The sequence below is a fragment of the Kineothrix sp. IPX-CK genome, assembly GCF_039134705.1.
GTDB lineage: Bacteria > Bacillota > Clostridia > Lachnospirales > Lachnospiraceae > Kineothrix > Kineothrix sedimenti.
Genome location: NZ_CP146256.1, coordinates 3,145,455 through 3,168,071, shown reverse-complemented (window position 1 = coordinate 3,168,071; position 22,617 = coordinate 3,145,455). Strand labels below are relative to the sequence as shown.

General features: G+C 43.2%; 25 protein-coding genes. 22 read left to right on the top strand and 3 right to left on the bottom strand.

The features are described from left to right. Window positions 1-86: 86 nt before the first annotated feature. The 3 genes from V6984_RS15225 to V6984_RS15215 all read left to right on the top strand — a co-directional run bounded on the left by V6984_RS15225 (window position 87) and on the right by V6984_RS15215 (window position 2,269). A complete protein-coding gene (locus tag V6984_RS15225) occupies window positions 87-626 on the top strand; it encodes a PadR family transcriptional regulator (RefSeq protein WP_342756461.1) in 540 nt (179 codons plus the stop codon). A gap of 86 nt (window positions 627-712) precedes the next feature. Further along, window positions 713-1,429 carry an ABC transporter ATP-binding protein gene (locus V6984_RS15220; protein WP_342756460.1) on the top strand — a complete coding sequence of 239 codons (717 nt, stop codon included), beginning with the start codon at window positions 713-715 and terminating at the stop codon, window positions 1,427-1,429. 60 nt (window positions 1,430-1,489) lie between these two features. After that, the gene (locus tag V6984_RS15215) at window positions 1,490-2,269 is read left to right on the top strand and encodes an ABC transporter permease (protein ID WP_342756459.1); all 780 of its coding nucleotides are present in this window, start codon (window positions 1,490-1,492) and stop codon (window positions 2,267-2,269) included. An 18-nt stretch (window positions 2,270-2,287) separates the two neighbouring features. Here the strand turns inward: V6984_RS15215 and V6984_RS15210 are convergent, their stop codons facing one another. Next, entirely contained in the window at window positions 2,288-2,806 is a 519-nt protein-coding gene (locus V6984_RS15210) for a ClbS/DfsB family four-helix bundle protein (RefSeq protein ID WP_342756458.1), read from the bottom strand. A gap of 258 nt (window positions 2,807-3,064) precedes the next feature. On the opposite strand from V6984_RS15210, the gene V6984_RS15205 reads away from it, so the two are divergent. The 14 genes from V6984_RS15205 to V6984_RS15140 all read left to right on the top strand — a co-directional run bounded on the left by V6984_RS15205 (window position 3,065) and on the right by V6984_RS15140 (window position 14,037). After that, window positions 3,065-3,427: a VOC family protein gene (locus V6984_RS15205; protein ID WP_342756457.1), complete on the top strand. Its 363-nt coding sequence runs from the start codon at window positions 3,065-3,067 to the stop codon at window positions 3,425-3,427. Window positions 3,428-3,451: 24 nt separating this feature from the next. Beyond that, complete coding sequence (locus tag V6984_RS15200) at window positions 3,452-4,303, top strand: SDR family oxidoreductase (RefSeq protein ID WP_342756456.1); 852 nt, start codon at window positions 3,452-3,454, stop codon at window positions 4,301-4,303. Between the two features lie 178 nt (window positions 4,304-4,481). Further along, a complete protein-coding gene (locus tag V6984_RS15195; RefSeq protein ID WP_342756455.1) occupies window positions 4,482-4,859 on the top strand; it encodes a PilZ domain-containing protein in 378 nt (125 codons plus the stop codon). Next, complete coding sequence (locus V6984_RS15190) at window positions 4,859-5,662, top strand: GNAT family N-acetyltransferase (protein WP_342756454.1); 804 nt, start codon at window positions 4,859-4,861, stop codon at window positions 5,660-5,662. The genes V6984_RS15195 and V6984_RS15190 overlap by 1 nt, the downstream gene beginning before the upstream one ends. Next, window positions 5,659-6,129: a GNAT family N-acetyltransferase gene (locus V6984_RS15185; protein ID WP_342756453.1), complete on the top strand. Its 471-nt coding sequence runs from the start codon at window positions 5,659-5,661 to the stop codon at window positions 6,127-6,129. The genes V6984_RS15190 and V6984_RS15185 overlap by 4 nt, the downstream gene beginning before the upstream one ends. Before the next feature lie 58 nt (window positions 6,130-6,187). Beyond that, window positions 6,188-6,622: a GNAT family N-acetyltransferase gene (locus tag V6984_RS15180; protein ID WP_342756452.1), complete on the top strand. Its 435-nt coding sequence runs from the start codon at window positions 6,188-6,190 to the stop codon at window positions 6,620-6,622. Window positions 6,623-6,654: 32 nt separating this feature from the next. Beyond that, complete coding sequence (gene nth, locus V6984_RS15175; RefSeq protein ID WP_342756451.1) at window positions 6,655-7,278, top strand: endonuclease III; 624 nt, start codon at window positions 6,655-6,657, stop codon at window positions 7,276-7,278. 231 nt (window positions 7,279-7,509) lie between these two features. Then, window positions 7,510-8,451, top strand: coding sequence for a phosphate ABC transporter substrate-binding protein (locus V6984_RS15170; protein WP_342756450.1), 942 nt, complete (start codon window positions 7,510-7,512; stop codon window positions 8,449-8,451). Window positions 8,452-8,572: 121 nt separating this feature from the next. Then, window positions 8,573-9,511, top strand: coding sequence for a phosphate ABC transporter permease subunit PstC (pstC, locus tag V6984_RS15165; RefSeq protein WP_342756449.1), 939 nt, complete (start codon window positions 8,573-8,575; stop codon window positions 9,509-9,511). Next, the gene (gene pstA / locus V6984_RS15160) at window positions 9,504-10,373 is read left to right on the top strand and encodes a phosphate ABC transporter permease PstA (RefSeq protein WP_342756448.1); all 870 of its coding nucleotides are present in this window, start codon (window positions 9,504-9,506) and stop codon (window positions 10,371-10,373) included. Before pstC ends, pstA begins: the two co-directional genes overlap by 8 nt. Before the next feature lie 51 nt (window positions 10,374-10,424). Then, window positions 10,425-11,183 carry a phosphate ABC transporter ATP-binding protein PstB gene (gene pstB / locus V6984_RS15155; RefSeq protein WP_342760023.1) on the top strand — a complete coding sequence of 253 codons (759 nt, stop codon included), beginning with the start codon at window positions 10,425-10,427 and terminating at the stop codon, window positions 11,181-11,183. Between the two features lie 36 nt (window positions 11,184-11,219). Continuing rightward, complete coding sequence (phoU, locus tag V6984_RS15150; RefSeq protein ID WP_342756447.1) at window positions 11,220-11,882, top strand: phosphate signaling complex protein PhoU; 663 nt, start codon at window positions 11,220-11,222, stop codon at window positions 11,880-11,882. 117 nt (window positions 11,883-11,999) lie between these two features. After that, window positions 12,000-12,671: a response regulator transcription factor gene (locus V6984_RS15145; protein ID WP_342760022.1), complete on the top strand. Its 672-nt coding sequence runs from the start codon at window positions 12,000-12,002 to the stop codon at window positions 12,669-12,671. Window positions 12,672-12,699: 28 nt separating this feature from the next. Continuing rightward, on the top strand, window positions 12,700-14,037 hold the full coding sequence (locus tag V6984_RS15140; RefSeq protein ID WP_342756446.1) for a sensor histidine kinase: 1,338 nt from the start codon (window positions 12,700-12,702) through the stop codon (window positions 14,035-14,037). A gap of 68 nt (window positions 14,038-14,105) precedes the next feature. Here V6984_RS15140 and V6984_RS15135 read toward each other — a convergent pair whose 3' ends face one another. Next, window positions 14,106-15,353, bottom strand: coding sequence for an amino acid carrier protein (locus tag V6984_RS15135; protein WP_342756445.1), 1,248 nt, complete (start codon window positions 15,351-15,353; stop codon window positions 14,106-14,108). 256 nt (window positions 15,354-15,609) lie between these two features. Here V6984_RS15135 and V6984_RS15130 point away from each other — a divergent pair, with 256 nt between their 5' ends. The 5 genes from V6984_RS15130 to V6984_RS15110 are packed head-to-tail and all read left to right on the top strand — an operon-like array spanning window position 15,610 to window position 21,928. Beyond that, on the top strand, window positions 15,610-16,869 hold the full coding sequence (locus V6984_RS15130; RefSeq protein WP_342756444.1) for an HD-GYP domain-containing protein: 1,260 nt from the start codon (window positions 15,610-15,612) through the stop codon (window positions 16,867-16,869). A gap of 12 nt (window positions 16,870-16,881) precedes the next feature. Next, window positions 16,882-18,237 carry a Trk system potassium transporter TrkA gene (trkA, locus tag V6984_RS15125; RefSeq protein ID WP_342756443.1) on the top strand — a complete coding sequence of 452 codons (1,356 nt, stop codon included), beginning with the start codon at window positions 16,882-16,884 and terminating at the stop codon, window positions 18,235-18,237. Further along, complete coding sequence (locus V6984_RS15120; RefSeq protein ID WP_342756442.1) at window positions 18,234-19,670, top strand: TrkH family potassium uptake protein; 1,437 nt, start codon at window positions 18,234-18,236, stop codon at window positions 19,668-19,670. Before trkA ends, V6984_RS15120 begins: the two co-directional genes overlap by 4 nt. Window positions 19,671-19,723: 53 nt before the next feature. Continuing rightward, complete coding sequence (locus tag V6984_RS15115; RefSeq protein ID WP_342756441.1) at window positions 19,724-20,749, top strand: nucleoid-associated protein; 1,026 nt, start codon at window positions 19,724-19,726, stop codon at window positions 20,747-20,749. 12 nt (window positions 20,750-20,761) lie between these two features. Then, window positions 20,762-21,928: an Mbeg1-like protein gene (locus tag V6984_RS15110; RefSeq protein ID WP_342756440.1), complete on the top strand. Its 1,167-nt coding sequence runs from the start codon at window positions 20,762-20,764 to the stop codon at window positions 21,926-21,928. Here V6984_RS15110 and V6984_RS15105 read toward each other — a convergent pair. After that, a complete protein-coding gene (locus tag V6984_RS15105) occupies window positions 21,892-22,581 on the bottom strand; it encodes a gamma-glutamyl-gamma-aminobutyrate hydrolase family protein (RefSeq protein WP_342756439.1) in 690 nt (229 codons plus the stop codon). The two genes, V6984_RS15110 and V6984_RS15105, sit on opposite strands and share 37 nt — an antisense overlap. Between the last annotated feature and the right edge of the window lie 36 nt (window positions 22,582-22,617).

The following is a 22,617-nucleotide window of genomic DNA, read 5'->3' as shown; positions in this document are numbered from 1 at the left end:
GTGGAGTCTTTATAGAAGATAGCCTTGACAAAGTCCGTTATTCAATGATATAATATTCAACGTTGAGTAAGTGAGGTGAAATAAAATTGACACGGTTACTTGTACTTGGAATATTAGATGTTCAGCCAATGTCCGGCTACGATATTCAACAGACATTGCAGATGACGGATGCAGAACGGTGGGGCGGTGTTTTGATTGGCTCTATCTACCACGCGCTGAAAAAAATGGAGCAGGAAGGATATGTCATAGTTACCAGTATAGAACAGACAGGACACCGACAAAAAGCGGTTTACTCAATTACAGACACTGGAAGAGCTTATCTCCAAACGTTAATTAAAGACTCGCTAAAGGTTTCTTCTGTACTATATCCCTCCACATTATATTCCGGCTTATCATTTTATGAGAAGTTATCAGTTGATGAATGCCGCAAGGCACTTGAACAACAGCGCATTGCTCTAAAAGATGAATATAATGCTGTGAAATCCGGATTTGAAGCCAAAGACACTGCGATGCAACATAAAATCCCTTCAATGGTTAATCTTATCATGGATAATATGTTTTCCATAATAAAGCAGCAACAGGATTTTGTTGATAATGCTTTGGCACTTTTGGAGAAAGAGCACTAAAAAATCTCCCTCTATCATGAGGGAGAAAAAATAAACCGAATACTCAACATTGAATAAACAATATTAATTATAAGGAGAATTTGAGAATGATTTTAATGGAGGCTAAAGGCATACACAAGCAATTTCATAACCGCGAAGTTGTGAAAGGAATTGATGTAGAAATTCGGCAAAGTGAAATTCTCGCTTTGATAGGAACGAACGGAGCCGGGAAATCAACCACTATGGGAATGCTCTTAGGAATATTACCACCAGATGCAGGAGCAATTACACGATGGAGAGAAGATTATAAAGCACATATTGGAGTTCAATTGCAGTCTACTCCCTTTTTTGAAGGCTACACCACGGAAGAGAATTTACAACTGTTTGCGGCGCTTTACAATTTACGAATGGGTAAAGAGCAAATTCAGAAGAAACTGGAGGAATGCAACTTACAGGAAGCAAGAAAAACTCTTGCATCACGTTTATCTGGCGGACAGCAAAAAAGACTTGCGATTGCCGTTACCACTCTGCATAATCCGGATTTGATTATACTTGACGAACCGGCAGCAGGACTTGACCCCCGTGGCCGGCACGAAGTAAGAACTATGATAAAGCGATTAGCACAAAATAAGGTAACAGTGCTCTTTTCATCACATGATATGGAAGAAGTATCCCGTATTGCTGACCGTATTATTTTAATGCACGAGGGACTTATTGTTGCCCAAGGGGAACCGGAGAGTCTTTTACAGCAATATCATACCGAAAATCTTGAAAGTTTGTATCTTGAATTGACCGACAACACACAAGCGGAAGCGAATAGGTGAAGAAAAAGAGCTTTCAACTATTGATTTTTAGTCCGCCGAAGCGGACATGGAGGTATAAGGTTGAATAAAAATGCGTATTCAACTATTGATTTGAGTGCGCGACGCAACGCGCAGATGGGTATAAAAATGAAAATAATATTCAGTCTTACATTTAAATCTGCAAGCCGGGATCCTTTTTTAATACTATGGTCTATTGTACTGCCAATCGGTGGTGCAATTGGATTAGGAATTTTTATAAAATCTCCGGATTATCCGCAGCATATATTAACTGGGATGATGGCTATCAGTATCTTGTTCTACTCATTTATGACCACTTCTTTTGCTATCTTGATACAACGTCGGAGAGGTGTATATAATCTGCTTCGGGTAACACCTATGCCCCTTTGGAAATATATATGCAGCATATCAGGAGCCTGGACGTTGATTTCGTTTCTATGTGCCATGCTCGTATTACTGTCAGGAGTTTTTGTACTTAAGATAAATATTTCGTTGATGTCCTTCCTTGCATTAATACCTATCATTATTATTGCAACTGCTGGTTATATTTTCTTTAGTTTCTTTATAGCAAGTTTGAGCCGGACAGATAATAACGTAAGCATTTTAACCAATATTATCACTATGCCCCTAATGTTTTGCAGCAGCGCATTTTATTCCCTGAATAACACCCCGGAATTCATTAAAACAGTTAGTTGTTTTAATCCTTTTCAATGGTTTGTCAGTGGCTTGCGCAATGCGCTGGAATTGTCATGGCTTAGTTATTTAATACATCTGGGACTTGTATTATTGGTGGCGATCGTTGCTCTGATATTGGCGTTGAAAACATTTCGATATTCTGAATAAATCGAACAAATTACAAACCTATGTTAACGAACGAAGTTTTTTCCATTTCCGAATTTTACTGCGGAAAGACTTAAACGGTGCAACAGTGTTAATGTGCGTCCATTTCCATATAGGCCAGTTAGATGGGGTAGATGCGGCCCACTTTCTGCCGCCGGGGCGAAAAAGTTCCTCTTCGCTGAAGCCGCTGAGCCATTGGATCAGTTCATCAACGGTAGAAACAAATAATCCGGTTAACTGAGACAGCGATTCGTCTTGATACTGGTCATAAAAACTTTGGTATAACCCTCCTAATTGATTCCATTTATATCCGGGGGACGGTGTGACGACTTCTTTTCCAGCCAGCTCATTACTGTCCCAGCTGAGGAGCAGTTTCATCCAGCCAAGCTGATAGGCAATTATTTCCTGCGGTGTGCGGTCGACTTCTTCAAGACGTACCGCCTTGTCGGATTCGGGTATTCCATCAAATTCGGATATAAACATATTGGCTGTCTTTTTAATTTCAGTTATTAAAGCATCTTTGTCAGCATATTCCTGCATAATTTTATATTCCTCCAGATTTACTGTTTATTTTTATTATAATACACAGAACATGACAACATTATGTCGTATTATAACAGGTTCACTCATTCTTGTTACTGTTCACTCCGTTCCCGGTAACCATCCTTTTATCTCTATAATGATTTGTTACAGTAAACGGTTGTACATAATTGTAAAGATATGGTACAATGTCTGCACTATAATTCTTTTTCTTAGGCAGACAAAAATACAATTCCAGGGTGGATGTAGGAGGAAGTCATGAAATTAGGAGAGGTAGGGTTTTTAACAAATGATGTGATCCGACTGGCAGACTTTTACAAATTTTTGCTGGGAACTGATAACGGAAGTGGTGATGGCGTGCACCAGACTATCATTGCGGAAGAAACGATGCTGACTATCTATAACGATGGGACTGTCAAAAACAACCAGAATCAGAATATTTGTATTGCATTTACAGTAGATAACGTGGATGAGGAATACGAAAGATTGCTGGAAAAAGGTATGAAAATAATAGATAAGCCGATCACCCGTCCTTGGGGAGCAAGAAATATGAGTTTATTGGATCCTGATGGAAATACGGTGTATTTAAGAAGTTTCCCTGAGAATGTGAAAGAAGGATAAGGTTTAAAGGAGCATGGTTGTATAATGAGGATATTGTTAACCGGCGCTAACGGCTTTCTGGCTTCAAGGCTGTGTATAGCATTAAAAAAACATGAGGTTAGGGGACTGACTCGCGGGCAGATGGATTTTACAGATGGTAATGAAGTCGGGAATATAGTAAGTGAGTTTCGTCCGGATATTATGATTCACTGCGGAGCGGTGTCTGATATAGGTGCTTGCGAAAAGGAGCCTGAGCTGTCATATAAGGTAAATGTGCTGGGAACGGAGAACATAGCTAAGGTATGCGGAAGATTCGGTGTAAAATTGATATTCTGCAGCTCGGATCAGGTTTATTTGGGACATGCAGGGACTAGCCCGCATTCAGAAGAAGAAAATCTGTGTCCGCCTCATGTTTATGGTAAGCAGAAGCTTCAGGCGGAGAGGAAATGCCTGGAGTTTAATAAAGACAGCGTAATCTTGCGGCTCAGCTGGATGTATGATAAGGAAATGAGGATAGGAACAGAGCATGGTAGTTTGGTAACAAATGTCCTGCAAGCGGTACAGGAAGGGAAGGAAATCAGATATCCGGTGTTTGATTTCAGAAGCATTACCAATGTTTGGGAGGTTGCCGCTAATATGGAAAAGGCATTTAGTCTTTCTCCCGGGGTATATAATTTTGGAAGCGAAAATGACCTTTGTACCTGCGACGTGGTAAGGCACATGTTAAAGCTGAAAAATATTTCAGGGGTAAGCGTAGTGGAAGACAGGGAGTCGTTTGCGGACAAACACAGAAACCTACGGATGGATTTAAGCAAGATAAGAGAGTCGGGAATCAATTTTCTGAGTACGGCAGAGGGCTTGAAGGAAGCTTTGTCACATAATGCAAGCAGACTATAGCCATCACTTTATATAAAAAATAATTTATATATAGAACACCGTAATAAATGGCAGGCGGTCATTGCTTCTTTTCGGTGTTTTATTATTTATATTCAATGCAGAAGTCTTGTAATACCCCATTTCTTGATATAAAATCAGAATAAGGGATAGCGTTAAGTATAAGAAAGGGAGAATATAAATGAGTGAGAAGAGAAAAGACCGCAGAATGGAGTTGGAATCCAAGCTGATTATGAAACGCCTCGATAAAGACAGAGGAGATAAGGAGGTCGCAATCGACGTGGTGAATGTATCCAAGTCGGGAGTTGGCTTTCGGTGCGGCGAAGAACTGGAGATAGGGGCAGTTTATGAAGGCTTTTTGAGAATATGGACGAAGGAGACTATTCATGCTTTCATTGAAATCATTCGTATGGAAAGAAGCGGAGATAGCATAAATTACGGCGGACTGTTCATAGGAATGCCGGAAATGGAAAGCCATAGAATTGATGTTTACGATGTGGTGACTTCCGTACAGGAGAAGATGAAAAACGAATCCGAAAGCGGCTTGGAGGATAAATAGTGGAATTAGAAGAGATTACAATAGAAGAAGCATGCAGGGACGCTTTCTGGAAGAAGCATGAAGAATATTTAATAAGGGATATTTTCCCTAATGAGTCGATCGGTAGTCCGATTACGCAGGAGGATAAGGAGTATTTTCTTTCGGAGAAATACCGGAATGCGTTAATCGCCATATGCGACAGGACAATCGACAGGGCACATATGATATTTTTTAATAAAGGAGAAGTTCAAATTGGCTTTTGTTCCTATTGTGTTTATGCTTCAGAGGACGGAAAATGTTTTATTTTAGATTTTTGCATTTATCCGGAGTATAGAAGTGCAGGGTATGGAAAAGCCTGTTTTAGGCAGCTCCGGAAGGAAGTACATGATGCGAAATATTTTGAACTGAATTTATCCAATGAGGGAAATCGAAGATTTTGGATGTCCTTGGGATTTGAATATAACGGATATGACGAAGATGGAAGTATTTTATATACGTTAATGCAGGAAGGTACGGAAGCGGTCTTATGCGAGGAATTGAAAAAAGAGGATTATTGGCAGATTCTAAAGCTTCATAACGGATACATGGCCGAAGGAGAGATGGCTTTATTAACCGATGACAAACAGAATGAACTGATAAACAAAATAGAACGGGGTGAGCTTTGTTTCTTTGTGGGAAAGTGCGCGACGAGAGCTGTGGGAATGTATTGTGCGGAAACAAAAATGTTGTTTGTTGAGCCTCTGTTCAGAGATAGAGGAATTGAAAAGCAGCTGATGGATTTTGCGGCGGCTTTCCTGAAAGGAGCGGAGGAGAAGAAACGATGATAATAAGAAGTGCACAGGAAAAAGATGTGGAGGGTATTAAAAGACTTCTTTTGCAGGTGGCCGCGGTACATCACAAGGGACGTCCTGATTTATTCAAGGGTAACAGCAGAAAATATACGGACGAGGAAATCAGGGAGATCATTTGTGACGAAGGAAAGCCGATATTGGTGGCGGCCGACGAAGAGGAATATCTTATGGGTTACGCTTTTTGCGTATTCCAGCAGCATATAGAGGACAATATTCTTACGGATGTAAAAACGCTGTATATCGACGATCTTTGTGTGGATGAGAACATCAGGGGACTCCATGTGGGAAAGCATCTTTATGATGCGGTCATCGAATTTGCAAAAGAAGCGGGATGCTACAACGTTACATTAAATGTATGGAGCTGTAACGAATCAGCAATGAGATTTTATGAAAAATGTGGTTTGAAGCCGCAGAAAATCGGCATGGAGACTATACTTTAGAGAACATTACCAGAGAGTACATAGATGTATACAACTGCTAAAATAGAAAGGCGTTCAAATGAAACAGATAGAATACCGCGAGGAACTGGCGGCTGAAGATTATAACAGACTGCGGGAAATAGTAGGTTGGAAAAGGCTGACAGAGAAGCAGGCGGTAAGAGGTCTTGCAAATACGACTTTTCTTACATCCGCATGGTCTGATGGGAAGGCAGTAGGTATGGGGAGGGCATTGTTCGATTATGGATATACGGTATATATCGGAGATGTTATCATATTGCCGGAATACCAGGGCTGCGGAATCGGCGCTCACATTGTCCAGGACCTTATAAATAAAGTTAAAGAAGCAGCAGAAGAAGGCGACGACCTTATGTTTTGCCTCGTTGCTGCGGAGGGGAAGGAAGAGTTCTATGAACGGCTGGGCTTCCAAAGAAGACCTTGTGAAGGGCTTGGGGCCGGGATGTCTATGAGGGTGGAAGTACACAAGGAGTTATAAAACATCTTGAAACCGGACGGGAGACGAATAAAATGACAAAACAAAAGACAAAACAAATATTAGAAGCCTTGGACAAAGAGTATGGAGTGACTAAGGAGGGTTTTGTTCATGAAGCGGACTGGCAGCTGTTAATAGCGATTATGCTCAGTGCCCAGAGCACGGATAAGCAGGTGGACGAAGCGCTTCCGGGTTTGTGGAAGAATTTTCCGGATATGAAAAAGATTGTGGACGCACCAATTGAAGAAATTGAGAATTCGATAAAGAGTGTCGGATTATATAAGGTAAAGGCGAGAAATATGAAAAAGTGCTGTGAGCAATTGCTGGAGCGGCATGCAGGGAAGGTTCCGGTAACTATTGAAGAGCTTACGGCTCTGGCAGGAGTCGGACGAAAGACGGCGACCTTATTTCTGGCGGATGCTTATGAGATACCGGGGGTAACGGTGGACACACATGTGTTCCGTATTTCCAGGCGAATAGGATGGGCTAAAGGGAAAAATCCGGTTCAGGTAGAGCAGGAATTGATGGAAGCATTGCCGAAGGAGCATTGGAACCGCATTAATTTTCAGCTCATATATCATGGAAGAAGTATATGTACGGCGCGAAAAAGTCATTGTGACAACTGCATTTTAGTAAAATGGTGTGAAAAGCATCTTTAATAAAAACAGGATTATGTTCTTAGTAACATAGTCCTGTTTTTTTGAAAAATAATTTTACATAAAACTTACATATAAATTACCAAAGTATGATATTTGATATTTTTCGTGTGTGTTATGCTCGTATTACAGACATGAGGAAAGGCTTACATACGCCTAAAACGACCTCAAAAGCCATTTTGAAAATAAAAATGGTCTCAACTGTAAAAAATATATAAAGAGGAGAATGAGAAAATGAAGAACAGGACAATGAAGACTTTGGCCCTCATCGGAGCGGCAATATTGACAGTAGGTGCTCTTACAGCTTGCGGCAGTCAGTCAGTTGAGTCCACAGCACCGGAAGCAGACGTACAGACAGAAGCTGCGCCGGCAGAGGAAGCACAGACAGAAGAAGCAGCTCCTGCAGAAGAAGCAGCACCGGCGGAAGAGACAGCAGATTTGAGCGGTACGATTTCCATGTCGGGAAGTACCTCTATGGAGAAACTTGCAAATGCAGTGGCTGAAAGCTTTATGGCTAAATATCCCGGCGTAACGGTAACGCCTGAATTTACAGGTTCATCCGCGGGCATCGAAGCAGTAACCGCAGGCAGCGTAGATATTGGAAATTCTTCCAGAGCATTAAAAGACAGCGAAAAAGAGGCGGGTGTAATTGAAAATATTGTTGCTATTGATGGTATCGCAGTAGTAGTTGATCCTGCAAATACGGTAGCGGGTGTTACCAAGGATCAGTTGATCAGCATCTACAAAGGCGAAACAAAGAATTGGAGTGACGTAGGCGGAGCAGATGCACCTATCGTAGTTGTGGGACGTGAAGCTGGTTCCGGAACGAGAGGAGCTTTCGAAGAACTTCTTGAAATTGAAGATGCTTGTGCATATGCAAGTGAGTTGGACAGCACGGGAGCTGTAATGGCAAAAGTAGCATCAACCCCCGGAGCAATTGGTTATGTGTCTTTGGATGTACTGGATGACACGGTAATCGCACTGGCACTGGACGATGTAGCAGCTACGCCGGAAAATATCAAAGCAGGCAATTATTTACTTAGCAGACCTTTCGTAATGGCTACAAAAGGTGAGATTTCTGAGCAGAATGAACTGGTTCAGGCGCTGTTTGACTTCTTAGGTTCTGACGAAGGTAAAGAGGTAATTACCGGTGCGGGTCTTATCTTACCGGACTAATAATTAACAAAAGATAAAAAGTGATTTATATAATGGGTACGGGGTTTTCCTCGTACCCACAATCCGGTAGAAGATATATAGATCCGACATGCCGGAAAGTCATATAAAATAGGGAGAAGTTATGAGCAATCAGAAATCCTTCACAATTATTGGAAACAATGCAAACAAATCTAAGGTGGAAAAAACAGCGCAAATTATATTTACTATTTGCGCTTTTGTGGCAGTATTGGCCGTGGTGTCCATTACTGCTTATATGATTTTCAACGGAACTCCTGCGCTGTTTAAGGTGGGACTTACGGATATTTTATTCGGAACGGTATGGAAGCCAACGGCCGCAGAAGCGTCATTCGGCATTTTTTATATTATCCTTACTTCCATAGTGGGTACGGCTCTGGCAGTTTTAATCGGAGTTCCTATCGGTGTTTTTACGGCTATTTTTTTGGCAGAAATCGCGCCTAAGAAGTTAGCGGCGACGGTAAAGCCTGCAGTGGAGCTGCTGGCAGGTATTCCTTCGGTAATATATGGACTTTTGGGCCTGATGATTTTGAATCCTCTCATGTATAAATTAGAGCTGAAGCTATTTCAAGGTTCGGATACGCACCAGTTTACCGGTGGCGCTAATCTGGTATCGGCAGTGATAGTTTTAGCGATTATGATTCTTCCTACCGTCATTAACATAAGCGAATCGGCAATTAAATCGGTGCCGGACTATCTGAAAGCAGCATCGCTTGCGGTAGGGGCATCTCAAATACAGACGATATTCAAGGTAATATTGCCCGCAGCAAAATCAGGAATTATTACAGCTATAGTGCTCGGCGTAGGCCGGGCAATCGGTGAAGCGATGGCGATAAGTCTCGTATCGGGAAGCTCGGTAAATATACCCCTTCCGTTCAACTCCGTACGTTTTCTTACTACGGCAATCGTAAGCGAGATGGGATATGCGGCAGATGTACACAGACAAGTATTGTTTACGATAGGCCTGGTACTGTTCGTATTCATTATGCTGATTAACGTAACCCTGACGAGAATCTTGAAAAAGGGAGAGAAAAATAATGAATAGCCTTACGATAAAAAGAAAGAGAATTTCAGATACAGTTCTGCGCATACTAATTTATATTTCCGCATTTTTTTCTGTTCTGCTTTTAATAGGAATCATCGGCTATGTGTTTTTTAAAGGGATAAGGACGGTCAATTGGAGCTTTTTGACATCTGTGACCAGCAGCCTGAAAGGAACGGTGGGCATAGCGGGAAATATCGTAAATACTTTATACATTATCGTGATTACCCTGCTTATTGCAACGCCGCTTGGAATCGGTTCCGCAATCTATCTGAACGAATATGCTAAGCCGGGACGTCTTGTTAGAGCCATAGAATTTACAACAGAAACCCTTTCAGGAATCCCTTCCATTATATTCGGTCTGTTCGGTATGGTATTTTTTGGGAATGCGTTAGGACTGGGGTATTCCGTTTTAACGGGAGCACTTACGCTTACACTGATGATATTGCCTTTGATAACAAGAAATACGCAGGAAGCGTTAAAGACGGTGCCTGACAGCTACCGAAGCGGCGCGCTTGCTATGGGCGCAGCCAAATGGTACATGATAAGAACGATTTTATTGCCATCCGCAATGCCGGGAATTATTACCGGTATCATTTTGGCAATCGGCAGAATCGTAGGAGAATCTGCGGCATTGCTTTTTACGGCGGGAAGCGGGTACTTGCTGCCGAAGGCGGGTATGGGACTGATAGATAAGATCATGCAGTCGGGAGGTACCCTTACGATCCAGTTGTATTTAAGCATGTCCAAAGCCCAATACGATGTGGCGTTCGGCATTGCGGCAGTGCTTTTGATTATTGTGTTAGGCATTAATTTCCTGACCAAATATCTGGCGAAGAGATTCGATGTAAATACCGTTCGATGAGCGTAAGATAAGATTTTGAAAGGATAAAAGGAAGAAATTATGGAGAAAAGTATGGAAAACAGCAAAATCAGTACGAGAAAGCTGAATTTATATTACAGCGATAACCATGCTCTTAAGGACGTAGATATGGATATCAAAGCGAATGCGGTTACCGCTTTTATCGGTCCGTCGGGCTGCGGTAAATCCACATTTTTAAAGAGCCTGAACAGAATGAATGATTTGATAGATAACGTGCGCATTGAAGGGACAGTGACTCTGGACGGAGAGAATATCTATGATCCGAAGGTGGATACAACGCTGCTTCGTAAAAAAATCGGCATGGTATTCCAGCAGCCTAATCCGTTTCCAATGAGTATTTATGATAACATCGCTTACGGGCCGAGAGTACATGGCATTAAGAATAAAGCCAAATTAGATGAAATTGTGGAAAATAGTTTGCGCGGAGCTGCAATTTTTGATGAAGTGAAGGATCGCCTGAAGAAATCAGCACTGGGCTTGTCCGGCGGACAGCAGCAGAGGCTGTGTATTGCGAGGGCATTGGCCGTAGAGCCGGAGATTCTTCTTATGGATGAGCCGACTTCTGCGCTGGACCCTATTTCCACGCTGAAGGTGGAAGAACTGATGGAGGAGCTCAAGAAAAAATATACGGTGGTAGTAGTTACTCATAATATGCAGCAGGCAGCCAGAGTATCGGATTATACCGCGTTTTTTCTTGTAGGAGAAGTGGTGGAATTCGATACAACGGATAATATTTTTTCCAGACCCTCGGATAAGAGGACGGAGGATTATATTACCGGAAGATTCGGTTGATGATAAAGAAGTGAAAAGAAAAGAGAGGATAGCGATATGTCACCTAGAACAGTATTTGAGCATGAGTTAAAGGAATTAAAGGATAATGTAACGGCCATGGGCCTTCGGGTAGAGGAAACCTATGCGGAGCTGTTTCTTGCGCTGGAGTGCAGGAATGAGGAAGAAATATACAGAATTTTAAAAAGCGATCGTGTGGTAAACGAGATGGAAAGGAATATTGAATCCAGATGCCTGTCTCTCATTGCGAAGCAGCAGCCGGTGGCGAGAGATCTTAGGACGATTACGGCCAGCCTTAAGGTGGTTACGGATATTGAAAGAGTAGGAGATCATGTCTCCGATATCGCGGAGCTGCTGCTTCGGCTGAATATGAATCCTCTTTCTTCCTATTCGGGACATTTGGAGCCTATGGTAAAATCGGCGAAGGAAATGATCCGGGCGGCGATAGAGGCTTTTGTGAGCAGAAACGGAGACGCTGCCAAGGATGTCATTGAGAGTGATGATATCGTAGATGACCTTTTTAATAAGGTAAAACAGGATTTGATCGAATATTTGAAAAAAGAAACGAAAACAGCCGACGAATGTATCGATATACTTATGATAGCCAAATATTTGGAAAAAATCGGCGACCATGCGGTTAATATCGCCGAGTGGGAACTATTTCAGGAAACAGGAGAAATAGGGGATATGAGGCTTTTATAAGGATTATTTCCCTTTTGGGATTAAATTTTACATGGATTTTACATAAAGGGGTTTTTAATTTTACGCCGGTATTGTAAAATGATTGTAATAATGAAACAGATGGAGCAGGTGATTGAGATGGCGCTTATTTATGTGGTGGAAGATGATAAAAACATAAGAGAAATCGAAGTATTTGCGTTGAGAAATACGGGATATGAGATCAAAGATTTCGAATGTGCGAAAGAATTTTATCAGGAAATGGAAGAAAAAAAGCCGGATATTATTTTGCTCGATATTATGCTGCCCGATGAAGATGGTCTGGATATCGTAAGGAAGCTGCGTGCGGGTATAGAGACGAAGGACATTCCCATCATTCTCGTAACGGCAAAAACTTCGGAGATAGACAAGGTAAAAGGGCTCGATATCGGTGCGGATGATTATATGGCGAAGCCCTTTGGCGTAATGGAGCTCATATCCAGAGTAAAGGCGCTGCTTAGGAGAAGCAATAAGAACGAGGAGAAGATTCTGTACATCGGGAAAGTCTGTCTGGATGAAGAGAAGCACATGGTAACCAGCGACGGCAATCCCTGCGAGCTGACCTATAAAGAGTATGAGCTGTTAAAGCTTTTGATGAATAATGCAGGTATCGTCACGCCCAGAGATATGATTCTGGAAAAAATATGGGGAACGGATTTTGAAGGCGAATCCAGAACGCTGGATATGCACATCAAGACGCTGCGGCAGAAATTGAAGGAAGCCGGAAGCATGATAAAGACGGTTCGCAACGTAGGCTACATGTTTACGACGTAAGATCATTAAATGCTTGCAGGTATGGATTATGAAGAAAAAAATTAATTTTCAACTGATGTTTATAGCTCTCATTGCTGTTTTTTCCACAATGATTCTGGTGGCCGCCATCTGTTATGATTTATTCAGAAAGCAGATCATGGAGGATCTGGAGACTTATGCCCACCTTTTGGAGGATACCGACGCCTTATCGGACCTTATAGAGAAGAAGTATGATTCTAAGAAGGATAAGGTGAGGATTACCGTAGTGGATGATAATGGCGATGTGCTATACGAAAGCGATGCAGATGCGGAAAAAATGGATAACCATGCGAATCGTCCGGAAATCATCCAGACCTTAGCCGAGGGTGAGGGACAGGCCGTGAGAAAATCCTCAACCATGGGAAAGAGCACCTTTTATTATGCTATTCGGATAGAGGATGGAAACGTAATCCGCGTGGCGAAGGAAGCGGACAGTATATGGAGTATTTTTGCCGGAGCGCTGCCTGCCATTATCGCAATAATAGTGCTCATTATCCTCCTTTGTACGGCAGTCGCTCATGTGCTTACGAAAATATTGATCGAACCGATAGAAAAGGTTGCTAATAACGTGGATAATCTGGAGGCACTGGAGACCTATGAAGAGCTTGCTCCTTTTGTTGCTACGATAAAAGAGCAGCACGAGAATATATTAAAAAATGCCGGAATGAGGCAGGAGTTTACCGCGAATGTTTCCCATGAGCTGAAGACGCCGCTCACTTCCATTCTGGGGTATTCGGAGCTGATAGAAAGCGGCATGGCATCGGATCATGATGTAGAGAGATTTGCCAGAGAGATTCATCGCAATTCCGATCGGCTTCTGACGCTGATCAATGATGTGATACGGTTGTCCGAGTTGGATGTGGTGGACAGAGAAGAACCCTTCGAGGTGCTGAACCTGACTGAAATCGCGAGAACCTGTGTCAATATGCTGCAGATCAACGCGGAGAACCATGAGGTAATCCTGCTGTTTAGAGGCATCCCCTGTATGGTCCGCTCGGAGAAGCAGATGCTTGAGGAGCTGGTATATAACTTATGCGACAACGCTATCCGTTACAACAATAAGGGCGGAAGAGTTATGGTTACGGTAGAGCCGATAGACGGGAAAGCTGTCCTTACGGTTGATGATACTGGAATCGGAATACCTAAGGAGCATCAGGAAAGGATTTTCGAGCGCTTCTACCGGGTGGATAAGAGCCGTTCCAAGTCGACCGGAGGCACGGGACTGGGGCTTGCCATCGTAAAGCATATCGTTGCAAAAAACGAAGCGGAAATGAAATTGGAAAGCGAAGTAGGAAAGGGAACGAGAATATCGGTAGCCTTTGAATGTGTGGAAGCAGGAAAAGCTTAATAAAAATGCGTTTGCCGGGTTGTGAAGACTGCGGCGCAACGCATTTTTTTTATCTTATAGAAAAGCTCTTATGATGATATGCGGTCCTTTAGAAGAAACAGAGCCAGCACGTTGGGAAGCACCATCATAGCATTGATAAGGTCAGTGCATTCCCATACGACGTTTAACGGTATGACTGCGCCTATGTAAATCATAACGATATAGAGGAGCTTGTATAAGGAAATACTTTTTGTACCCCAAAGAAATTCCATCGCTTTTTCCCCGAAATATGACCATCCGATTAAGGTAGTTACGGCAAAAGCGGCGAGAGACAGGGATAAAAAGGTATTTCCGCCTACCGGAAGATAGGAGAATGCGGCGTCGGCAAGCCCTGCTTCGTTTACGCCAATAAGGGATTCCGGGTGTTTTAGCATATTGGCGATTATGACGAGGCCGGTGAGCATGCACATGACTACGGTGTCCCAGAAGACAGCGGTCATAGACACATACGCTTGTCTGGAAGGACTTTCCGAGGCGGAGGAAGCGGCAGCAATAGCAGCGGTTCCGATACCGGCTTCGTTGGTAAACAGCCCTCTTGCGATCCCGTATCTGGCGGCATGCTTTAAGGAATACCCCGCGACGCCGCCCAAAACAGCATTTGGCATGAAGGCGTGCTCCAGGATTACGAGGACAGCATCCCATAGAGCATCTCTATTTATGAACAGCAAGACGAAGCAGCTTCCGATATAAAGAAAACCGAGAGCAGGAACAAGCTTCATACATATGCTTCCGATGGAACGAATACCGCCCAGAATGACCAGTCCTACGACGAAAGCGGCAGCAATTCCTACAATATGAGGTGAAAGCCCCCATGTGGAGGAGGTAGTCTGGGTCAGAGAGTTGGCTTGTGTCGTGCATCCGACTCCAAATGCCGCAAATATTGTACATATTGCGTAAAATTTTGCTAAATATTTATTATGTAAACCATTTTTTAGGACATACATCGGGCCGCCGATATAGATTTGATGCAAATCTTTTTCCCGAAAGAGCATGCTCAGATAGCATTCGGCATAGGAGGTAGCCATGCCCAGGATACCCGTCAGCCAGCACCAGAAAATAGCTCCGGGACCGCCTAAGGCTACCGCGGTGGAGACACCGATGATGTTGCCGGTGCCTAGTGTCGCGGCAAGGGTAGTGGCGAGAGCGCCGAAGGCGGAAAGGTTGTGAGAGGGTTTGGAATCGTCTCTGGTTTCAGTTGAGATGGAAAGGCGGAGCGCTTTTCCTATGTGCCGCTGAGGGATGCGAAGCTTCAGTGTGAAGAATAAATGTGTTCCCATTAAAAGGAACAAAAGGGGATAGCTCCATAAAAAATTGTTAAGGGTAGATATGATTTTCACGCAGGGATACCTTGTTTCTATACTTAATTCTAATATATAAGAGTGGCTTGTAATATATGTTCCATTTTGATATTATGGTAAGATAGTGATAAGATAAAGCAGGAAGGAATATGACTGTAAGTGTTTTACAGGAATAGGCATTTGCAGAATTCAGCAGATAAAAGTTATTGTTGGAGAAACAACAGGTGATAAATAAATGGGTATAATAAACAGCCAGAATGTAATTACGATTATTCGGAAGACCTTGGGCATTTTAAATACCAATATTATTACTCATGGTGAAATCGTAGGCTATATCTTATATAAAATGCTTGAATATGGGCAAGAATATACCGAGCAGGAGATGCTTGAATATACTATGCTTGGGATGCTGCACGATATAGGGCTGTATAGAGTGGACGGTCTGGATAATGTGGCGGATTTTGAACTGAAAAATACATGGTCCCATTCCATATATGGTTTTCTTTTTTTGAAATATCTTTCTCCCATGGAGGACCGCGCGGAGATCGTGCTTTATCATCATTTGGACTACGAGCGCTATGGGCTGATAAAGATGAAATACGAGCGTGTGACGGCGTGTCTGGCGCTGGCGGATAAGATGGACAGCTTTATGCGCCGGGAAAAGATGGAGATGGAAGCGGATTATTTTACGAGGTACCGGGATATTAAGTTTTCGGGGAAGGCTCTGGACATATTTCTCGAGGCGGAAAAGAAGTTTTCGATTACTTCCAAGCTGGTCAGCGGAGAATATCTTGAAGAGCTTAATGCACTGTTGTCCCGTTATATAAGGTCGGAGCGATATAAAAAGAGTTTGTTGGAAATGCTTGTATATACCATCGATTTTAGAAGCGAATACACCGTGCTGCATACGATGGCAACAGTAAATTTCGCGGGACAGTTGGGAAAGCTGATGGGCGTTGGGACGATGGAACTCAAACAGATGTATTATGGAGCACTGCTGCATGATTTGGGCAAGATAGCCATACCACTTGACATTCTGGAGTCTCCCGGAAAGCTTTCGGATGAAGATATGCGCATTATGAAGGCACACGTCAGGATTACGGAGATGATCCTTTCAGGGCTGGTAGAGCCGGATGTATTGGAAATAGCGGCGAGACATCATGAAAAGCTGGATGGCTCAGGGTATCACAAGGGATTAATCGAAAGGGATCTGACCCTGCCCCAGAAAATAGTTGCGGTTGCCGATATGCTCAGCGCTTTATACGGGCAAAGAAGCTATAAGGATTCCTTTGAGAGCGCCGTTATCAAGAAGATACTGAGTGAGGATGCGGATAACTATAAAATCAGCAGGCCGGTAGTTGACTGTCTTATAAAAAATTATGATAAGATTATTATGAATTTCGAGGAACAAAAGGATGAGACCATAGGCCTCTACTTGAAAATTAAAGAACAGTATGAAGAAATTTGGAAAAAATTCGAAGGAATTATGCAGTAGCAGGAGGATATCATGCAGATCATTGTTGTAGGATGCGGCAATGTGGGAGCCACATTAGCGGAAGAGCTCAGTAGGGAAGGACATAATATTACAGTCATCGATATGAAAAGCGATGTGGTACATAATGTAAACAACAATTTCGACGTTATGGGAATCGTAGGCAACGGAGCCAGTTATTCCATACAGAAAAATGCCGGAATTGATGAGGCGGATCTGCTCATTGCAGTCACAGGCTCCGACGAACTCAATTTGTTGTGTTGCCTGATCGCGAAAAAGGCAGGTGACTGTCATACCATAGCGAGGGTTCGAAACCCCGTTTACAGCAGGGAAATAAGTTTTATTAAAGAAGAACTAGGGCTGTCCATGGTTATCAATCCGGAGGATGCGGCGGCGCTTGAAATAGCGAGGGTGCTTAAGTTCCCCTCAGCCATCAAGATAGATACTTTTGCCAAAGGAAGAATCGAGCTGGTAAAATATAAAATAGAAGAGGGCTCGTCGCTATGCGACCAGTCCTTAAAAAGTATATCCGCACAGATGAAATGCGGAGTGCTGATATGTGTAGTGGAAAGAGGCGACGAAGTGTTTATTCCTGCCGGAGATTTTATTCTTCGGGCGAAGGACGAAATCTCAGTAGTGGGCTCGGTGAAAAATACGGTTCTTTTTTTCAAAAAGTTAAAAGTTCCTACCACGCGGGCCAAGGACGCATTCATCGTGGGAGGAGGGGAAACGGCATATTATTTGGCATGCCAGCTTCTTTCCATCGGAATCGATGTTAAAATCGTGGAAAAGGACAAGAAAAGATGCAGCGAACTGAGTGAGCTTCTGCCGCAGGCAACACTGATTTTAGGTGACGGCACCGATAGGGACTTATTAATGGAGGAGGGACTCCCTCAGGCGGAGGCCTTTGTTGCACTTACTAATTTCGATGAGGAAAATATTATGCTTTCTCTTTTCGCTAAGAGTATATCCAGAGCGAAGCTGATTACCAGAGTGCATCGAATCGCCTATGATGAGATCATCGAAGAACTGGATCTTGGAAGCGTTATTTATCCTAAGTATCTTACGGCAGAGATGATTATCAAATATGTAAGGGCGATGCAGAATTCTATCGGAAGCAATATTGAGACCCTATACCGGATGAGTAACGATAAGGTGGAGATTCTGGAGTTTTTAGTGAGAGAGGAATGCCCTGTAGTGGGAATTCCGTTGGTGGAGCTTAACCTGAAACCGAATATCCTGCTGTGCTGCATCAATCATAAGGGAAATATCATCACGCCCGGCGGACAGAGCCGGATTGGTGTAGGAGATACCGTGGTATTGGCCACAACGATAACTGGTTTGCAGGATATAAAGGATATTTTGGTATGAATTATTCGATGATACGTTACATACTATGCAGGGTTTTGGAGTTTGAGGCATTGTTCCTGTCGCTGCCTTGTCTGGTGGGTATAATATACCATGAGAAAAGTGCCGTTTTTTTTGCGGCCGTCATGGCGGCCTGCTTTGCGGTCAGTTTGATAGGAAGGCGGTTTAAGCCGAAGAATAAAGTGTTTTATGCGAAGGAAGGTTTTGTCACCGTATCCTTAAGCTGGATTATATTGAGTCTGGTAGGTGCGATGCCCTTTTATTTAAGCGGGGAGATTCCTTCTTATACGGATGCTTTATTCGAAACGGTTTCGGGCTTAACGACTACGGGGGCAACCATTCTTACGGATGTGGAGGTTTTATCGAGAAGTGCTCAGTTTTGGAGGTGCTTTACCCACTGGATAGGAGGAATGGGTGTCCTGGTATTGATTATGGCAGTTCTGCCCTTGTCCGGGAGCTATAATATGCACCTTCTCAGAGCGGAAAGTCCGGGTCCTAAAGTAGGAAAGCTGGTGCCCAAGGTAAAGAATACGGCGATGATACTTTATGGCATTTATATGGGCATCACGCTTGCAGGAACGATTTCTTTAATGTTAGCCGGGCTGTCTGCTTATGATGCGGTTACGCTGGCTTTTTCTTCGGTGGGAACGGGAGGCTTCGGACTTCTTAATTCCAGTGCGGGAAGCTATTCCGTAGCAGTTCAGGCGGTGCTTACAGCGCTTATGCTTATATGCGGCGTTAATTTTCAGGTGTTTTATCTGCTGCTCATAAGAAAGCCCAAGGAAGCATTTGCCAGTGAAGAAATCCGTTATTATTTTATTATTGTGTTGCTGTCGGCGGTAATGATCACTCTTAATACAGAGAATTTTTTTGATAACATATTTCTTGGTTTTCACCATGCACTGTTTCAAGTGGCGTCGGTAATAACCACTACGGGATTTTCATCTGTGGATTATGATAAATGGCCGGAGTTTTCCAAGACGATCATGTTTCTGCTTTCTATGCTTGGTGCCTGCGCAGGAAGTACCAGCGGAGGCTTCAAGATATCACGGTTTATTATTTCGCTTCGTTCTATTAAGAATGAGATTTCTTATGTCATACATCCCAGAGGGTTTAAAAAGATTTATATGGATGGACATGTGGTGGAGAGTAGCGTGACGAAATCAGTTCAGGTATATGCAATGATTTATATATTTATCTTTTTTGGATCTTTTTTGGTACTTTCTTTGAATGAATTTGATTTTACAACGAATATGGCGGCAGTGGCGGCAACCTTTAATAACGTGGGGGCGGGCTTTAGCTTGGTAGGACCTTCAGGAAACTATTCGATATTTTCGGGGTTATCCAAGTTTGTACTTATATTTGATATGCTTGTGGGAAGACTGGAGCTTTTGCCGATTCTTATACTTTTGTCGCCGGGAACATGGAAGAAATAAAAAGGGACGAAGAAAATATAGAAAGAGTAAGGTAGATAGGAGAGATACGATAGATGATGGTGAAAGAGGATATAAGGATAAAGAAGGTTATATTACATATTTTGGATTCTACGATCGGGATGCCGGTGCTGTCGGATGAGGAGATTGAATTTGGGTCGGAGTTTGCGGATTTTTTGAAGGAGCATATTGCGAAGATTTCTTCGGGGGATGATGGGAAGACTTCTCAGTTCTATAAGGAGGAATCCGAAGTTTACAAGATGCTTGAGCAGTATTCGGATGATTTTTTTGTGGAAATAAGCAAGGATGCGGCGGAGTTGTTATATAGCATTATGAATAGTAATATAGATATTCCTCCGGCAGATCTTGTGGTGGTAAGGTTCAAATATGGCGAAGAGGAGTATCTGGCATTTTTGAAGATGAATTATAAATCGCTTTATACTCATCGGACGCTGTCTTCACAAGAGGGAGGTAATACGAATGAGGTCATGAGGCATAAGTCAATATTGCCCTCGGAGTCACAGAGGCTGAGCGAAGCTGCGATTATTTGCCTGAAAGACTTATCGGTGCAGGTGATAGAAAGAAAATATGAGGTAAACGGAGAAAAAACAAATTATTTTTCATATTTATTTCTTAAATGCAGCAGCCATATGTCACATAAGTCGAAGCTGTCGATCGTGACGAAAGCGGTGGAATCGGTGCAGAAGGAGGCTTATGACGAGCTGGATCAGTATGAGGCCCAGATGAAGGCGAAAAGTATCATACAGGAAGAACTGCAGGAAAACGGCGGTTTTGTGGTGGAGGTGCTTGCGGATAAGATATTTGAAGAGAAACCGGAGTTAAAAGTCGCATTTCAGGATAAAATGGAAAAGTACGATTTGGTAAAGGAAGAAATATTACCCCAAAGTGAGGCGACAACGAGAAAGTACCAGAAGCAGCATTTGTATACGGATACAGGAATCGAAATAAAGATTCCGATGGAGCAGTATAAAAATCCAGGAAGCGTTGAGTTTATTACGAATCCGGATGGCACGGTATCGGTGCTCATTAAGAATATCGGACACTTGGAGGCGCGTTTTTAGAGGAGATGCGGCATGGGAACGATTATTGATTATCTGAAGGAATATGGAGATTATACGTTTGAAAAAAGGCCGATGAATGAAGTGGACAGCCTGGTGCTGTGCCAGTTCAGCTATTTGAAGTTTGACGGTATTGTTCCGGATGTTTCGGATGATAAGCCGTTTGTCACAATAAAATATCTGGATATCTATCAGGATAAGGAGAAGCTTTTCGCGGATGAGAGATATAAGGAGGAGAATATGGCGCTGTTTGCCGGAATGTTAAATAGCGCTCGTTATGGTTCTCTTAAGATGAATTATTATGTAAACTTGATCGAGCCGGAACGGGAAACGCAGTTTTCGGCAATTACTTATATTCTGGAGGATCAGACGGTTTATCTCGCATATCGGGGGACGGATGAGACGATTATCGGCTGGAAGGAGGATTTCAATCTGGCCTTTTCCGAGCCGGTGCAGGGGCAGCTTTACAGTGTAGAATATATGAAGGCGGTTGCCCGGAAATTTTCTAAGGAATTCTATGTGGGAGGGCATTCCAAGGGGGGGAATTTTGCCGTATTTGCGGCGATGAATTGCGGTCCGGAAATACAAAAACGAATCGTCAAGGTGTTCAGCCATGACGGACCGGGCTTCCGCCCGGAAATCAGAGAGAGGGGACAGTACGAAAAAATAGCGGATAAAATAGTGCGGATCATTCCCCACTCGTCGCTGGTAGGGATGCTGTTAGGAGCCCATGAGGACGGCTATATCGTGGTTGAAAGCAAGACTTTCGGTCTGCTGCAGCATGACCCCTATACGTGGCTTGTAAAGGACGATGCCTTTGTAAAGGCAAAGGATATATATAAAAGCAGAAGATTCATGGACGATGCATTGAACGAGTGGATTCTATCCTTAGATGATGAACATATTCATTCCTTTGTGGATACGCTGTACGAGGTGGTATCCGCTTCTCAGGCTACAACATTAATCGATTTTACTGCGGACTGGAAAAAGAGCATGTTGGCGGTAGTAGGAGCAATAAAGGGACTGGACACCGAGACGGCAGGAATGATGAAAAAAATCGTTGTATCTTTATTCGAAGTTGCCGGAGCAAAAGCAAAGGAAGAGCTTCAGGAGCGGGCGGAAAAACGCCGGAGAAGAAAGGAAATTCAAACTCCGGCGGTGTCACATAAGGATAAAAAATAAGAAAACAGCAATCGTCCGTCTACGGTACTGCCAGAGGCCGAGTCATCGAAAAGCCGTTCGGGATGCCATTGAACGCCGATGACAGGAAGGGTATCGTGAACGATTCCTTCGATGATGTTGTCATCGGAGGTCTGGATGACGCTGAGACTGTGTCCTACCTTGCCGATGCCCTGATGATGGGCGCTGTTAACGTTGAAACGCCTTCCGTACAATGAAAAAAGCAGAGAATCGGGGAGGGCGGCAGAGGAATGAACTTTGTCTCCATTATCCCACGCATGATGAGGGGCCTGTTTGAGATCCTGAATGATTGTTCCGTTAAAATAAACGTTGATGATCTGGATGCCCTTGCAAATGCCCAATACGGGATATTCCCGTTTTACGAAGAAATCCAGCGACTGGAGCTGTATGATGTCTAATTCGGTGTCCATATTCCTGGACCCCTGATTTTTTTGTCCGAAAAAGGCAGGAGTAATATCCCCTCCTCCCGGAAGCAGGAGTGCGTCGAACTCTGATAAATGGGCAAGATCCATTGTGGTCAGGCAGGAGACTCCCATTGAGGTCAGAGCTTTTTCATAATTAACGGTATCCTTTGCCCTTCCTACTATTGCCACCTTTAGATCGCCGCGGTAGGGCAATGTATTGTCTTGATACATGATGAAATCCTCTCAGGAGAAAATCTCTTTTGTTAA